Genomic DNA, 14,373 nt, shown 5'->3' on the forward strand with positions numbered 1-14,373 from the left:
ATGAGAGTAAAAGCTGTGATCGCTTATGACGGAAGTGCCTTTCAGGGATTTCAGAAGCAAACCCGTACAAACAGGACCGTAACCACTACCATAGAAAATGCTCTCGCAGATCTTCAGATTATCTCACCCCTTACAGGTAGCGGACGTACTGATGCAGGTGTGCATGCAAGCGGACAGGTTATCCATTTTGACCTACCTGAATTCTGGTCTGACCTAAACAGATTAAAGAACAGCCTCAACAAAAAACTCTCAACGATACGCTTCAAACATATCTCTGCTGCTCCTGATGATTTTCATGCACGATTCTCTGCCAAAAAACGTATCTACCGATATATATTCAAAGAGAATGAGCTCTCTGTATTCGAGAGAAAATATGTTGCACATTACAGCAGTTTTGATCCGGATATCCTCAAAAGAGCACTGTTGATGTTCGTAGGTGAACATGACTTTATCTATTTCCACAAAACAGGTTCCGACATACATACCACGGTCAGAAAGATTTATGATGCGAATTACAGACAAGAGGGAAAATATCACTTCCTCTATTTCACTGCAAACGGATTTTTGCGTTCACAGGTAAGAATGATGGTAGAGTCGGCAATGCTCTGTGCGCAGAATGAACTTACACTTGAGCAGTTGCAAAAGCAGATAAATGCGGAAAAACGGTATCACTCCAGACTTTCCCCTCCCGAAGGACTATATCTGGCAAGAATCTTATACTGAGGCTTCCAACTTTTTCTTTATCTCCTCGACATCAGGCTCCATACTTAAAGTTTCACAGCAAATATTACCGATCTCTTTCTCTGAAACAAAAAGGAAGGGTCTTGCACCTGCATCATGCACGATATCGGCTATCAGACAGTGTATCTGCATAAATGAATCGGCATCAAACAGTACAAAGTGGTAATAGTTGTTCTCCACTTTATCCATAAAATCTATGGTAGAGTCTGCAACATCTACGGTATATCCCAAATTTCGCAACATTGTTGCATATACTTTTGATGACAAAGGCTCTTCATGATGTAGAAGAATATCTGCTTCAATGGTTATTGCTTCAACAGGTGTCTCCATTTCTTCTTCCTTTTCAGAAGAGGCTTCAGTTTCAGGTATTTCGTCATTTGGACTCAAATCTTCTTCTGTAGGCACTTGCGTTTGTACCATAGATGACTTTACTTCCTCCTCAGCTATCTCTTCTTTATTGTTTATCATTTTATTTTCAAAATACTTCTCTAACAACTGTGTTAGATGTTCTAGTACAAGTGGTTTGGACAAGTAATCATCCATACCTGCCTTGATATACTTCTCTTTATCTCCCTGCAATGCATTGGCAGTCAATGCTACGATAGGAATATGATGCTTGCGGTTTTTTTCTTCATAGGTCAGGATCTCTTTTGTCGCATCGATCCCTCCCATCACAGGCATCTGTACATCCATAAAGATCATATCATAGTTATTTTTCTGGCGTAAATGCAGTGCCTCTTCACCATTATTGGCAAGCGTAACTTGTAAACCCAGTTTGTTCAGAACATTCAAAATAAGTTTTTGATTGATAACATTGTCTTCTGCTACCAGTATGTTAAGGCCTTTGAAGAATCTCTTTTCGTTCTCTTCCTCATGCCGTGATACATCCACAGTATTTATTTCGCTGTAAACAACTTCAAGTGCTTTGTATGTTTTGGTGAGATTGACCGGTTTATAGACAACTTTGTCAATCTTATCCATTAGGGATTCAATTTGATGTTTTTTATCGCTTGTTGTGAAAAGTATCGTTCTTATATACAAATCAAGATATTTTTCCAGTTCATCTTCCCGCTGGAAATAGCTATGGTCTAGAAAGAGCAGATCAGGCAGAGCATCCGTTTTTTCCTGCAAAATTTCATCCTCGTCATAGATCATAAATTTTGCATCTGTAGCACCCACATACTCTTGGAGATTGCGTGCAAGAATACTCTCTGTATTTTTATCCGGAAGTACCGTTGCTACAGTAAATCCGTTCATGACAGGTCTTGGCAGTACAGAAGCGGATTCACCTTTTTGCAAGGTCAGAGAGAAGAAGAACACCGATCCTTCACCTTCTTCACTTTCAATATCCAGTTCACCGCCCATAAAGGCAGTCAGTTTTACGGAAATAGCCAACCCCAGACCCGTACCGCCGTATTTTCTGCTGGTACTGACATCTGCCTGGGAGAAGGGATCGAAGATTTTGTCTTTCTGTTCTTCAGTAATACCAATTCCTGTATCTCTTACAGAGAATTTCATAGTAACGTTTTCTTCCGTTTCATTCATCTTCTCTATACGAACATCAATGCTTCCATGCGTACTTGTGAACTTAATCGCGTTACTGATTAGATTGACAATGATTTGAGAAATTTTAGTCGGATCACCGATCAATGGTGTAGGAAGACCCGGATCTATAAATACCCCAAGTTCAATATCTTTTTCCGCCGCCCTTGCCCCGTAAGACTCAATAGCGGATTCAAACTTCTCTATTGCATTGAAAGGAATGCTTTCAAGCTCAATCTTGTCTGCTTTGATTTTCGAGAGATCCAGAATATCATTCACGATCGCAAGCAGGTTGTCGGAACTGTTCTCTATGACGGTAATGAACTCTTCCTGATCAGGAGTAGGATTTGTAGATTTCAACAACTGGGTAAAGCCAACGATTCCATTCAGAGGTGTACGAATTTCATGAGACATATTTGCAAGGAAGAGGTCTTTTGCCTCATTGGCTTCTTGTATGGTATTGACGAGGAATCGATAAATATTATTGATATCATGTCTGTCGATAAGTTTCTGCAATTCTTTTTGCTGCTCTTTGTTAAGAACAGCTTCTATATCTCTCAAAGTATCATCGAAGAGCTGTTTGTCTCTATTGATGTTGTAATTGACTATCAGCATAACCAAAAGTACAAAAAGTGCAAAAAGTGTACCTGCTCCATACTGCATTAAACTGTTTTCGCTTTCTATGCTGCGATCTGCCGCCTTAACCTGTACCGTCCCCAACAGGATATGCTGTGCCCGTATCAGATAGTCTGTTTTCTTCCTGCTCTGCTTCATCCACTCTTTTGGCGTTATCTGATACTCTCCTGTCTCAGCATCGTAAAGTACTTTAATACGTTCAGGATTCCCTATTTTCCCATAGGCGTCTGCCGAAACAATCGATACAAGACTTTTCTTCAGGTTATAATCCGTAATCTGTTTCAAAGAGGGCAAAGCATCATGCAAAAGCAACTGATCCCAGGTTTGAAGATCTTCATCTTTCATAGGGTATCTTCCATTGATCACATAGAGTATTCCACTGTCTTCCAGCAGAACATTTCCATTGGCTTTCAAATAATCAGCATAGCTTGAAAGATACGCTTTCATAGCAGGATCTTGTTCCCCTGCTGTAATCACTCTTATCGCTCCAATAAGAGGCTGAAATATCTCCTGATGATAAAGGGTATAAAAAATATCTTTATAGTCGGACCCCATCGTATCGATCTTGTTTCTGACCTCCGAAAGTTTCTTTTTAACCATAGCAATTCTTTTGCTATGCAGTCTCAGGTTTGCATTCTGTCTGACATACATTTCCAAAGAACCAACGGTATGGTCTACAGCTTCACGGCTTGCCTTCAATTCACTGTCAGCAGCAGTACCGCCACTTCCCATATAGCTTGCACTGTCCAAGCGCTCTTTGGCAAGGGCATCTATTGTCTGGCTGAGCAGTTCAACAAAACGGACTTCTTTTTTACTCTCTTCGGCCTTCCTGTAATCATTATACGAAAAATATGTCTGGTAGGATACTCCTCCTAAACCGGCAAGAATCAGTACAATCAGAAAGGAAAAAATATTTTTATTGTTTAACAGATTCATCTTCATTCTCCTTTACTGATTCTGATTATGATATAAGGCAATCTTGACGATCAAGTCTTCAAGATAGGCTGTCGACATCAACATAAGTTTCGGAATGAAAAGTGTTTCTGACTTTCCCAAATACATACCATTGGCATACCAGGACCCCAACAGTTCACTCTTTACTTTATTGATATCCACAGGGTATTGATAGGATTCAACATCATTTAACTTATTTCCAAACTGTGCAATAGATTTATTCATCTGTTCACGATTGGTAGGGTTGTCAAAGCCCACATGCAGTGCCATATAGTATTTCATAATACGTTCTACCAGATACTCCATCTGTTTGGCTGCCATCAGCATACGTTCTTCTTTGCTAAAATCATACGCATGTGCTGCGGCAATGGAGTCAGCTCCTTCCAGCAGTGTTTCACTGTAGTCAAGCATCAATGCTGCATTTTCTTCCGTGACCTCTTCAGACAAAGTCTCTGCAATCTGGTCTTTACTGTATGCCAGGAACTCCAAAATATCTTTTGAATCAACATCTTTTGTCGTCGATGCGATCATTCGGATATTGTTGCTCAGTGTGACCAGTCTCTTCTTCAGTTGTACCTTTACCGGCTCTTTCTGAGGTGTCACGAACAGAAAAAGATACTCTTTTACGATCTGTTGACTTAAAAAACGTATATTTTCCGTAGCTTCAAGAATTTTGACATCACCCCTGGTAATTGTAGCAACCTTCTTTTCATTGATATCTTGTGTATTGTTATTGTCTACCGATTTTGAAAGTACTTTGGAGACCGTAGCAACCTTTTTCTGCTGTGCACTCTGTGTATTATCATTATCTTTTGTTTTTTTTGAAACTTTAGCTTTAGGGGTAGCCTTCTTTTTGGTAACCTTTTTCTGTGTGCTGTGTGTACTACTTTTGTCTCTTGTTTTCGAGTGTACCTGGGCTGCATACGCCAAACTTCCTGCCAAAAGACAGATACATAAGATTTTATTCATTTCAAATCCTTCTTGATTTTACAAATCATCTTACTTATAAAGTTCAACATACATTGCCGTGATCGTATTCATTTTCTTTGTAATATCATCTGTCGTATTGAAAACAATCAGAGGCAGTCCGCCTTTTTCTATGTTAAGATAGAATTTATAGACGATTTTCCACAGTCTGTCTACTTCATGAAGTTTCCTATTTATCTCCGGGGTATTTGCCTGATTTTTCATTAATGCCTTGTGCGCTTCCGAAAATTCGGCAACAGCTGCTTTCATTTGATCAACCGTATTTTTGTCTTTGATCCCTGCCTGATAAGCGATATAGTATTTTGCGATACGTTGAGCAAGCATTCTCTGCTTACCGGACTTTCCGACAATAGCGGATTCTTTCACTTTCACTTTCTCTTTAAGAGAGTTAACGACATACTGGCTTCCCTCAAGCATAGACTCGCTCAAGTCGATGATCAGCTGGGCATTATCAAGATTGAACGGTTCGTTTGCTGTTGTCTTAAAGTCTTCGATACTGAGTTCAACGAAAGAGAGCAGATTTTGAATCTCCGGATCATTGATGGAATCTACCAGTACTTTGTGTGCAGCAATCATCTCTTCAATAGACTTCTTCTGCTGTTTGCTTGCTTTCGATACGGCTATCTTTTTCCCGACATACAAATAATCCTTCGCTATCCTCTGGGAAAGCATACGCTGCTTCCCTGCGATATCGATCAGTTGGACCACATCGGCAATGGCCGTTTTTTTCGTTGTTGCAGCCGGTGCCTCTGTTGTCTGAACAGCATAGACATTTCCGGAGAACACTAAAACCGCTGCCGCCGCCATACTTATATTTTTTATCCATACATTTTTCATCTTCATCTTCCTTTTATTTTGATTCAATTTTGACATACTGTTGTGTAACACTGTTCATATTTTTCAAGATATCATTCGACTTCTTATAGATCAGGGTTGGAACAAATTTTGACTTTGAGCGATTCATCATTTCAAAGAAAACAAATGAACGCTTTACCTTGGCCAGCAAAATATTAATCTCCTCATTGTTCAACGGGGATTTTTCCAACTTTTCCAGCGAACTTTTGAAAAGTGTCAATGCATCATCCAGTTTCACTTTGAATTTTGGATCTTTGACACCCCAGACTTTCAACATATAGAGACTTGCCATCCTTTGTGAAAGCATACGCTGACGCCCCGCTATATTGACAATTTCACCAGAGTTTTTACCCGTTTCCCGAGTAAAGAGCTTTGTCGTTTTGTCCGACGCCTTCAGAAGTTTTTCCAGATCCACCTGCAGTGTTTCCGCTTTATCTATTTTCGGGCCCTCCTGCAATGTTTTTTGAAGTGGTTTCCACAGGGCTTCAACCTCATCAAGACTTTTTTTAATTGTATCATTTTTCGCATACCCTTTCAATGACGCCAAATAGTCTGCAAATTCATCGATAGTCTTTTTAAGATCCTTGGCCGGATCTCCAAAGGTATTTCCCATTCCGACCATAGCATAATCTTTCAACATACGCTGTGTATACATTCGCTGTTTACCAGCAATATTTACCGCATCCTCAGGACTCTGAATATCCACTGCCGCCAACGAAGCGGTCAACAGAAAAAAGGTTCCCAACTGTTTTGTTTTTTTGTATATATCAGCCATTTAATTTACCTTCCTGGGCAGCATAAAGACCCGTCGCAGTATTCATATCTTTGAGAATATCATTGGACTTTTTATAGATCAAAGCCGGAATAAACTTCGACTTTGACTTGTTCATGATCTCAAAGAACTTAAAAGACCTTTCCGCTTTTTTCAAAAGTACCGTTATCTCCGGAGTGTTCATATCGGATTTCATCAGGCGGTTAAGGGAATCTTTGAAAAGTTTCATAGACGCATCCATCTTCTTCTTGAACTGCGGGTCATCCACCCCCCAGACTTTCAGCATGTACAGACTCGCCATTCTCTGAGAGAGCATACGCTGCCTCCCTGAGATATTGATAATCTCACCAGACTGCTTCCCTGTCTGCTTGGCAAAGAGGCCAACTGCCTCATTGGATTGTTTCAACAGTGCTTCCAGATCTTCCTGCATCTTTCCGGCTTTCTCTTTGCTTGTCGGTTCATTCAGTGCTCTTTTAATGGGTCCCCACATCTTCTTCACTTTCAAGAGGCTCTCTTCTGTTTTGGGCTCTTTGTTGAATGCGATCAGTGAGTCGAGGTGATTTTCAAAATTCGCCATCGTCTTCGTCAGGTCTTCTTTTGGATTTCCGAAATTGTTCTGCAGACCGATCATTGCATAATCTTTCAGCATCCGCTGGGTATACATACGCTGCTTTCCTGCGACATCCACAGCTTGGGATAGGTTGACAATCTCAATGGCATGCAAAAATCCGATTGAGAAACACATTATTAGAAGGGTTTTTATCCAGTGTTGGAGAGGTTTATGCATTGTAACTCCTTTTTAATATTGAAAAAGGAACCACAATTAAAGTAATATGAAGTAATAGATACTACTTTATCTATGGCAGTCTGGTAAACTTGATATTCTAAAGTCCCATAACTTTCCGTCCCTGTCTCACAACAAGTTTGGCTTTTTCATTTTTTAGACAATTTTACATTTTGTCTTTATTGATTATACTTGGCATAATATTAAACAAAAGTTATTTTTTTATCAAAATTGATTTTTCATCATTTTATGAATATAATATACCAAAAAAGAGTGTTTGGAATGAAGAAAAAGATATTACTTGTACTTTTGTCGAACCTGCTGTTAAATGCAGAGACGATCTCGGAAGTCTATTTGAAGAACGGATGTCATGGATGTCACGGGCTTTTTGGGGAAGGTATCGGTGCATCACCTAGATTGCAGGGACGAAGAGAAGAGGTACTGCTCAAAAGGCTTAAAGACCTGCAAAACGGCAAAACACGGACGGCATTTGGAAATGTCATGATCTCATTTGCAAAAAACCTGGATAGAAACCAGACCGCCAAGATGGCGAAGTACCTCTCTACCCTTAAAAGAACGGAACAAGACGAAGTATACGAATTGGATTATGATGACAATGCAGGAGACGGGAGCTCCTGATCACTGTAAACAATTAAAGCACTATTCTGCAGGAGCGATCTCTTTCTTCTCATCTGCCTGAGCTTCACTTTTGAAGTTCGCGCTATCTTCTTTTGTGTCAAATGCCTCTTTTGATGCAGCTTCCTCCACTTCTGCAGATGCTGCCGCATGATCTTTTACAGCTTCTGGAGCGGCTATTGCAGCGGACTCCTCTTTACTGACACTGTCTTCAAGTTTCGTTGGTTCGGCAGGAGCGATCTCTTTTTTCTCGTCTACCTGAGCTTCACTTTTGAAGTTTGCACTGTCCTCTTTAGTCTCAAATGCTTCTTTCGATGCAGCCTCCTCTACTTCTGCAGCTGCTGCTGTGTGGTCTTTTACAGCTTCTGGAGTAGCTATTGCTGCAGATTCCTCTTTGCTGACACTGTCTTCAGGCTTTGCAGATTCCTCTGTCTTTTTGGCCTCTGCCGCCGCTTTCGCTTCCTCTTCAGCCTCTTTCTCTTCGGCTATATAATCACTCAGGTCATCTTTACAGTCAAAGAGTTCGTCATCTTTGGTCTTCACGATCTTGACATTGGCACCGTAAGTATAGACCAGTTCACCACCTTCTTTGCCCTGCTTCAGGATACCCACTACAAAAAGGATGAGTACCAGTAGGTAAAGTGCTTTCATCATCCCTCTGTTAATTATGGCAGAGAACAATTTAAAGACAAGTACAATACCCGATGCCAGCATCAGGTATGTTCCAAGTGTCTTGTGGGCCTTCAGGTCCGCCTGTCCCGCTTCAGAGAGCAGATCCCATGCGTGTTTTCCATCGGCTGATCCTGTAAGATATGCAGCAATTGCCGCCACAACAGTCAGTATCAGCAAGAAGAAAGAGATCATTCCTATCGCTCTTTTTTTGGTAAAAAGATTAATAATCTCCAACAAAAGCACCACGATCGGCAATGCAATGATAAAGTGATCGACCGGTGGGTGCATAAGTGCCGGTATATCGAACGGAAGCGGTATCTCAGGTATTTTAAACGGTAGAGTTGGTAATTCCATAATTCTTTCCTTAAATGTTGATGTTTAGAGATTATAACACAAAACTATTTAGTTTTATGACTAGAACGGTTTGACTACAACCATAATGACAATGAAAATCATCAGCAGTGTCGGTACTTCATTGTAAAATCTGAAATACTTCCCGCTTTTGTAGTAAGGATCAACGATCAGCTTTTTACGTATCATATTGAGTGAAAAACTGTATGCGATAAGCAAAGCAACAAAGAAGAGTTTCGCATGCATCCATCCGCCGCTTTGAAAAATACCGGGATTCAGATAGAGCATAAGTCCACCCGAAAGTATCGTCGCCCACATAGCTGGTACCCCTATATAGGTATAGAGCTTGTACTCCTGTACCTCCACCACTTCGCCAAAAGCCTTGTTGTCGGCATGCTCCCTGTGGTAAATGAAAAGTCTCGGTAGATAAAAAAGCATTGCCATCCAACTTGTAAAACTCATGACGTGAAATGCCAGTATCCATGTATAATATGCCATCTTTCAATCCTTCAAAATCGTAAAATCTTTTTTGCTGTAAATGACCAGCTGTAACTTCTTATAATACCCAAGATGTGCATAGTCTATCTTGATTTTTGACCCGTTTTGGGGTGTAAGTTTCCGGTTTTTGAAATAGAGGGATATCTTTTTGCCATTGACGTACAAATACCCATTTTTAACCACACCCACAAGATTACGTACCACCTCATTCTGTTTCATCACATCCAGAGAAGCATAATAAGGTATCAGGTCAGCCGTACCTTTTTCTTTCAGTTTGACCAGTGCCATGATCTCTTTGAGTCCTTTGTAGGTCGATATCTCCTGTACACGAAGGTCGAGCTTCATCCCCTCTTTCATACCCTTTACTACGCCAAATATAAAAATACCCCGTCCTTTTGGTGACTGTTTAACCACGGCATAACGCCCCCGCTTCAGGATGACTACAACATCCTCAAGTACAATAGGATGGTCCAGTTGATTCATTTTGTAAAGATCTTCGATACTACCCACAGTTGCTTTCTCCGGCATATCTTTTACAGAAGGAATATACGGTTTTGTATCGAATATCGCATAGACCGGGAGATGGTCGGAATACCCCCTGCCCGTATGTTTCCCGTTCTTGATCTGCCAGCGGTTGATATACCCTTTTGAAGTAAAGAGTCGGTCAGTCTTGAAAACCCTGAAAGAGTTGTTGACATAGTCAATGCCTTTACCATCGAACATCGAAGGCGGCAGCAAGATATGGTCAAGTGTACTCCTGTGTCCGTAGAACCTGTGGCTCCATCTCTCTTTGTAAGACAGCTCATTCCAGGTGCTGTAGTGCATTCCTTCAGGGGCTTTGCGTATTTGGGATTTACTGATGAGTTTATTGTTGTCAATCGTTTTCAGTATGTGATTGATCCCGGTCTTTCCCTGTGTATCATTCAGTTTTTTTGGCAGTGTCAGGTAGGCATCGTAGTTGGAGTTGAGATCTCCGAGGATTATGTACTCTTTGCTTGCCGGCATGGACAAGATACGTTTTTCAAGTGTCCTGGCATAGGCGATCCGTTTGCTCTCAACCCCTTTCCTGCTTTTAGACTTCCAGTGATTGGCAAAGATCGTCAGAGGATACCCGTCGACCTCTGCTTCCACTTCCAGGATGTTACGGACATAGGGAGAAAAGCTTACCTGAAGGTCCCTATGCTTTTTGAGAGGAAAACGAGACAGAAGCGCCACCTGGATGGGTGCGCCTTTTTTATGGGTAATCGCGCTGTATCGGTAGGGGCAGCCTACTCTCTTGAGTCTTTTCTGTAAAGCATTGAAAACACTTTCATTCTCTATTTCCTGCAACGCCACGATGTCGGCATCGAGATCGCAAAGTACTTCGGTTGTATGGTCAAGTTTGATCTCGGCCATACGTTTCGTCCAGTTGTGTTTCCCCGGGATATACTCCTCATATTCCGTTCCCTGATGGTTTGCATCAAAAAGGTTCTCAACATTGTAGGAAGCCACTTTGAAGGGTTTGGAAAAAAGCAGGAGGGGGAACAGTAAGAAAACAAGATAGCGCAAAGGTGATCTTTTCAGTTTATCGAAACATTTTGCTTAGCATGTCCATTGGGTTTCCCGAACCACCCATCATCTGGTCTACAATGTTGTTCTCTCCTGAAGTAACCCGGTCTATCACCTGTGGCAATGCATCCGCCAATGCTTTTTTGGCACTTTCTTCTCCTACGCCAAGTTCCTGGGCAAAGGTACTTACACGCTCTTCTCCAAGCAGATCAGGAACTTTTTCCGGATCAATCGCTTTGTTCTCACCGTTACCCAGCCATGAACCGACAATCTCACCAAGACCGTTACTTGAAAGTTTTGTCAATATAGAAGCCAGATCGATATTCCCGTCTCCATGTGTCAGTATCTTGCTCAGGGCAGTCGTGATATTCTCAAGATCAAGCCCTGTTGTTGCATCATCGCTATTGCCCTCTATTAACGAGGCACCCATCTTAAAAAGTTCATTCATATCCATCTACTCTCCTTTATGTTTTGTTTCTGCCATTTTTTTGACATTTTCCAGTAATTCCAGGAATTCATCGGCAGTACCGAAACCCTGCACCATTTCTATCACCTTGTCTCCATCCGAATTGATGAAATAGAACGAAGGTGTTCCCAGATGTTTGATCCCCAAAGGCAGTTTTTCGATCAGAAAGTTTTTCTTGACAAAAACAAAATCTTTGTTAAGCGCTTCCTTTACCTTATCTTCTACCATCACTTCTCTGTCCATACGTATACACCCGCGGCAGAAAGAGATGTAACCTTCGATCAGAATAATTTTATTCTGCTTCTTGGCGATCTTTTTGGCTTCCTCATAACTGTAACGTTTCACACTGTGTGCCACAGTCATTTTCTCGGAATAGCCATAGATAAAATCCGTCAATGCTTCGACCTCATCTTCGTCAAGCTGCCCTTTCATACTTGGCATCACCTCGAAAAAACGCGTAAATTCATCAGGTAAGACACCTTTGTCTCTGGTCGGTGCATTCAAATAGTCGGTCAGCCACTCCTCTATCTGGAATTTCTGCCCCTCCGCATCAAGCGCACGGTCACCGACCTGGTCTTTGATCATGAACGACATCTCTGTCAGCGTTGGCGCAGTCAGGTTCAAGTCTTTGTTGTCATGTTTTGCATTGGCTATGATTTTGTTCTGGGGAACATAGTATTGGTGGCAGGAAGCGCACTTCTGCTTGAAGACTTTTTCTCCCGACAGGGCAAAAAGGAAACTGTTCAGTAATATAAATGTTATAAAAACCGATCTCATTGTGACGCCTACACTAATTTGATACTGTCTTCAAGCAGAACGATCTTTTTGGCTTCTATCAGAGCGGTCAACGTACGTTTGAAGTTCTTTTTGCTCAACCCGAACACTTTTTTTATCTCTTCTGCATCACTTTTGTAGGTAAAGGGAAGCTCACCGTCCGCCTCTTTAAGGAGTTCCAAAATACTTCCTTCGGCTTCACCTATCTTTGCCTGTTTGCCTATGGGTTGTAATGAAAGGTCAAGCTTTCCGTCTTTACGAACGGTCTTGATATAGACCTTCTTACGGTCCCCTACTTTCACGGGCTCAAAGATCTCATTGGAGAACAGCATCCCTTCATACTGGTTGTCCGCGATCACTTTATAGCCAAGTGGCGTCTGGGCCAGCACAATGGCATCAAGCACTTTGTTCTGATGCAAGCCTTTCATTTCACGGTTGAAATATTTGCCGATCTTCTGTGTTCCGTAAAGCCGTCCGGTCTGCTCATCGAGACAGACACGCAGCAGGTATTTCTTGCCGATGTTAAAATGTTCCTTCTGCTGGGAGAGCGGCACAAAAAGGTCTTTGGGGAGCCCCCAGTTAACAAATGCTCCGTAGGGTTTGTAGTCCACCACGGTAAAGTAACCGTACTCGCCGAGTTTTGCATACGGCATCTTCGTCGTCGCTACGGGACGGTCCTCGCTATCCGTATAGACAAAGATATCCAGAAGCGAGCCCATAGGCATCTCATCTTCCATAATGTAGACATTGGGAAGCAGTACCTCTTCATAATCTTTGGAGGCAAGATAATATCCGAAGTCAGTATCGCGCTCTATCTTTAGGGTATTGACCTCACCTATCTTTATATGTTCGTTCTGGGTTTTTGTTTCTGTCATGGGTTATTCCGTTTTTGTCTGGTTTCGTGATACTCTCACGTTTTGCTGCTATTATAGCGGTTTTTGAGGGTATATACAATCTAATAGGCAATTTACCTGACGATTTTAAATGAAACAATGTATAATTGATAGTTTGAATTGCTGACCAATGGCAACTAAGTTAATTGCGTCAGTGATATATGATAAAAAAGGTGAGGAAGAATGAGAAATTTACTATTTGTAGTGCTATTGAGCAGCTTTGTCTGGTCAAGTATTGGTTATGTAAGTAATTTTAAAGGGAGTGCAGACATCGTACGCAGTATGAATACCCTGAAAGTAAAAAACGGTACGAAAATAAAGGTGAAAGATAAAATTATCACTCAGGAGAAGTCACGTGTAAAAGTAATTTTAGAAGATAACACTGTTGTGACTATCGGTGCCAATTCTACTTTTGTATTTGATCGTTATAAATTTGGGACCAGAGATAACAGTGTGGCAGATATGCATATTGAACGAGGTTTTTTTCGTAGTGTATCCGGAAAAATAGGCAAACTGGCACCGGAGCATTTTAAAGTCAAAACTATTATGTCGACTATAGGAATACGCGGTACCGACTTTAGTGCGGCACTTGCAGACACATTTGAACTTTACAAGTGTTACAAAGGAAAGATAAGTGTCCTGCATAACGGAAAAACTTACATTGTAGCGGAGGGTGAGCAGTTACGTCTGGAAAAAGAGTCATTCAGTTCTGTTGCCCCGTTTAAGTTTTATGTGGGAGCCGGTACGATTTACAATAGAACCTACTCGGTTGACTCGGGCTGGTTCGATGACGGTATTGCTACACAGGATGAAACAGGCGGTATCTCTTTGATCGCCGGATATCAATTTAATGATTATCTTGCTCTGGAAACCCGTATCACTACAACATTTTATGAGAGGAACTATGCTGACCTGACTGCCTACAGTATGTTTCTGAAGCCTCAGTACCCTGTAACGGACACATTCAGTGTTTATGGACTTTTAGGCTTTGGAAAAGTTAAAGTAGAAGGTTCAAAAGGAGACAGTTTTCCCGGCGCACATACTGATATGATAGGCAAAACAATATTGGACGATACCCAATTCCAATGGGGAATCGGGGTCAGCTACAATGTTACAGATAATTTTTCAATATTTGCAGATTATACCTCATTGGCAAATGATGCGGACATAGATTCCACCCTGTACAGTTATGATCCTGCGGTATATCATAAGTTGAGTGTTGACGGTGTTACTGTAGGGTTACTCTATAGTTTCTGATCACTAT

Annotated in this window: 14 protein-coding genes and 1 riboswitch; of the genes, 3 read left to right on the forward strand and 11 right to left on the reverse strand. The window is 41.4% G+C overall.

Annotated features, from left to right (window positions below):
• Nucleotides 1-723, forward strand: a complete 723-nt coding sequence (gene truA / locus SUN_RS09535; protein WP_012083601.1) for a tRNA pseudouridine(38-40) synthase TruA — start codon at nucleotides 1-3, stop codon at nucleotides 721-723.
• Here the strand turns inward: truA and SUN_RS09540 are convergent.
• The 5 genes from SUN_RS09540 to SUN_RS09560 are packed head-to-tail and all read right to left on the reverse strand — an operon-like array spanning nucleotide 715 to nucleotide 7,274.
• Nucleotides 715-3,855, reverse strand: a complete 3,141-nt coding sequence (locus SUN_RS09540; protein ID WP_012083602.1) for an ATP-binding protein — start codon at nucleotides 3,853-3,855, stop codon at nucleotides 715-717. The genes truA and SUN_RS09540 overlap by 9 nt on opposite strands.
• Nucleotides 3,856-3,867: 12 nt before the next feature.
• A complete protein-coding gene (locus tag SUN_RS09545; RefSeq protein ID WP_012083603.1) occupies nucleotides 3,868-4,842 on the reverse strand; it encodes a hypothetical protein in 975 nt (324 codons plus the stop codon).
• Nucleotides 4,843-4,872: 30 nt separating this feature from the next.
• Nucleotides 4,873-5,697, reverse strand: a complete 825-nt coding sequence (locus tag SUN_RS09550; RefSeq protein WP_050748053.1) for a type IV pili methyl-accepting chemotaxis transducer N-terminal domain-containing protein — start codon at nucleotides 5,695-5,697, stop codon at nucleotides 4,873-4,875.
• Nucleotides 5,698-5,710: 13 nt separating this feature from the next.
• The gene (locus SUN_RS09555; RefSeq protein WP_012083605.1) at nucleotides 5,711-6,490 is read right to left on the reverse strand and encodes a type IV pili methyl-accepting chemotaxis transducer N-terminal domain-containing protein; all 780 of its coding nucleotides are present in this window, start codon (nucleotides 6,488-6,490) and stop codon (nucleotides 5,711-5,713) included.
• Nucleotides 6,483-7,274: a type IV pili methyl-accepting chemotaxis transducer N-terminal domain-containing protein gene (locus tag SUN_RS09560; RefSeq protein WP_012083606.1), complete on the reverse strand. Its 792-nt coding sequence runs from the start codon at nucleotides 7,272-7,274 to the stop codon at nucleotides 6,483-6,485. The genes SUN_RS09555 and SUN_RS09560 overlap by 8 nt, the downstream gene beginning before the upstream one ends.
• Nucleotides 7,275-7,345: 71 nt before the next feature.
• Nucleotides 7,346-7,426: riboswitch (cyclic di-GMP riboswitch) on the reverse strand.
• 127 nt (nucleotides 7,427-7,553) lie between these two features.
• On the opposite strand from SUN_RS09560, the gene SUN_RS09565 reads away from it, so the two are divergent.
• Nucleotides 7,554-7,910, forward strand: a complete 357-nt coding sequence (locus SUN_RS09565) for a c-type cytochrome (RefSeq protein ID WP_012083607.1) — start codon at nucleotides 7,554-7,556, stop codon at nucleotides 7,908-7,910.
• A gap of 21 nt (nucleotides 7,911-7,931) precedes the next feature.
• Here the strand turns inward: SUN_RS09565 and SUN_RS13795 are convergent, their stop codons facing one another.
• From SUN_RS13795 to SUN_RS09595, 6 genes are read right to left on the reverse strand one after another with little or no spacing between them, the layout of a single operon-like run.
• A complete protein-coding gene (locus SUN_RS13795) occupies nucleotides 7,932-8,933 on the reverse strand; it encodes a DUF2231 domain-containing protein (protein WP_012083608.1) in 1,002 nt (333 codons plus the stop codon).
• A 60-nt stretch (nucleotides 8,934-8,993) separates the two neighbouring features.
• Nucleotides 8,994-9,428, reverse strand: coding sequence for a protoporphyrinogen oxidase HemJ (hemJ, locus tag SUN_RS09575; protein WP_012083609.1), 435 nt, complete (start codon nucleotides 9,426-9,428; stop codon nucleotides 8,994-8,996).
• A 3-nt stretch (nucleotides 9,429-9,431) separates the two neighbouring features.
• Nucleotides 9,432-10,976 carry an endonuclease/exonuclease/phosphatase family protein gene (locus SUN_RS09580; protein ID WP_012083610.1) on the reverse strand — a complete coding sequence of 515 codons (1,545 nt, stop codon included), beginning with the start codon at nucleotides 10,974-10,976 and terminating at the stop codon, nucleotides 9,432-9,434.
• A gap of 16 nt (nucleotides 10,977-10,992) precedes the next feature.
• Nucleotides 10,993-11,430, reverse strand: a complete 438-nt coding sequence (locus SUN_RS09585; protein WP_012083611.1) for a YidB family protein — start codon at nucleotides 11,428-11,430, stop codon at nucleotides 10,993-10,995.
• The gene (locus tag SUN_RS13140; protein WP_012083612.1) at nucleotides 11,431-12,219 is read right to left on the reverse strand and encodes a thioredoxin family protein; all 789 of its coding nucleotides are present in this window, start codon (nucleotides 12,217-12,219) and stop codon (nucleotides 11,431-11,433) included.
• A gap of 8 nt (nucleotides 12,220-12,227) precedes the next feature.
• Nucleotides 12,228-13,091 (reverse strand): CvfB family protein, encoded by an 864-nt coding sequence (locus SUN_RS09595; protein WP_012083613.1) that lies wholly within the window; start codon nucleotides 13,089-13,091, stop codon nucleotides 12,228-12,230.
• A 201-nt stretch (nucleotides 13,092-13,292) separates the two neighbouring features.
• Here SUN_RS09595 and SUN_RS13145 point away from each other — a divergent pair, with 201 nt between their 5' ends.
• Nucleotides 13,293-14,366 carry an outer membrane beta-barrel protein gene (locus SUN_RS13145; protein ID WP_012083614.1) on the forward strand — a complete coding sequence of 358 codons (1,074 nt, stop codon included), beginning with the start codon at nucleotides 13,293-13,295 and terminating at the stop codon, nucleotides 14,364-14,366.
• The last annotated feature ends 7 nt before the right edge of the window (nucleotides 14,367-14,373 follow it).

It is taken from the genome of Sulfurovum sp. NBC37-1, assembly GCF_000010345.1.
Taxonomy (GTDB): domain Bacteria; phylum Campylobacterota; class Campylobacteria; order Campylobacterales; family Sulfurovaceae; genus Sulfurovum.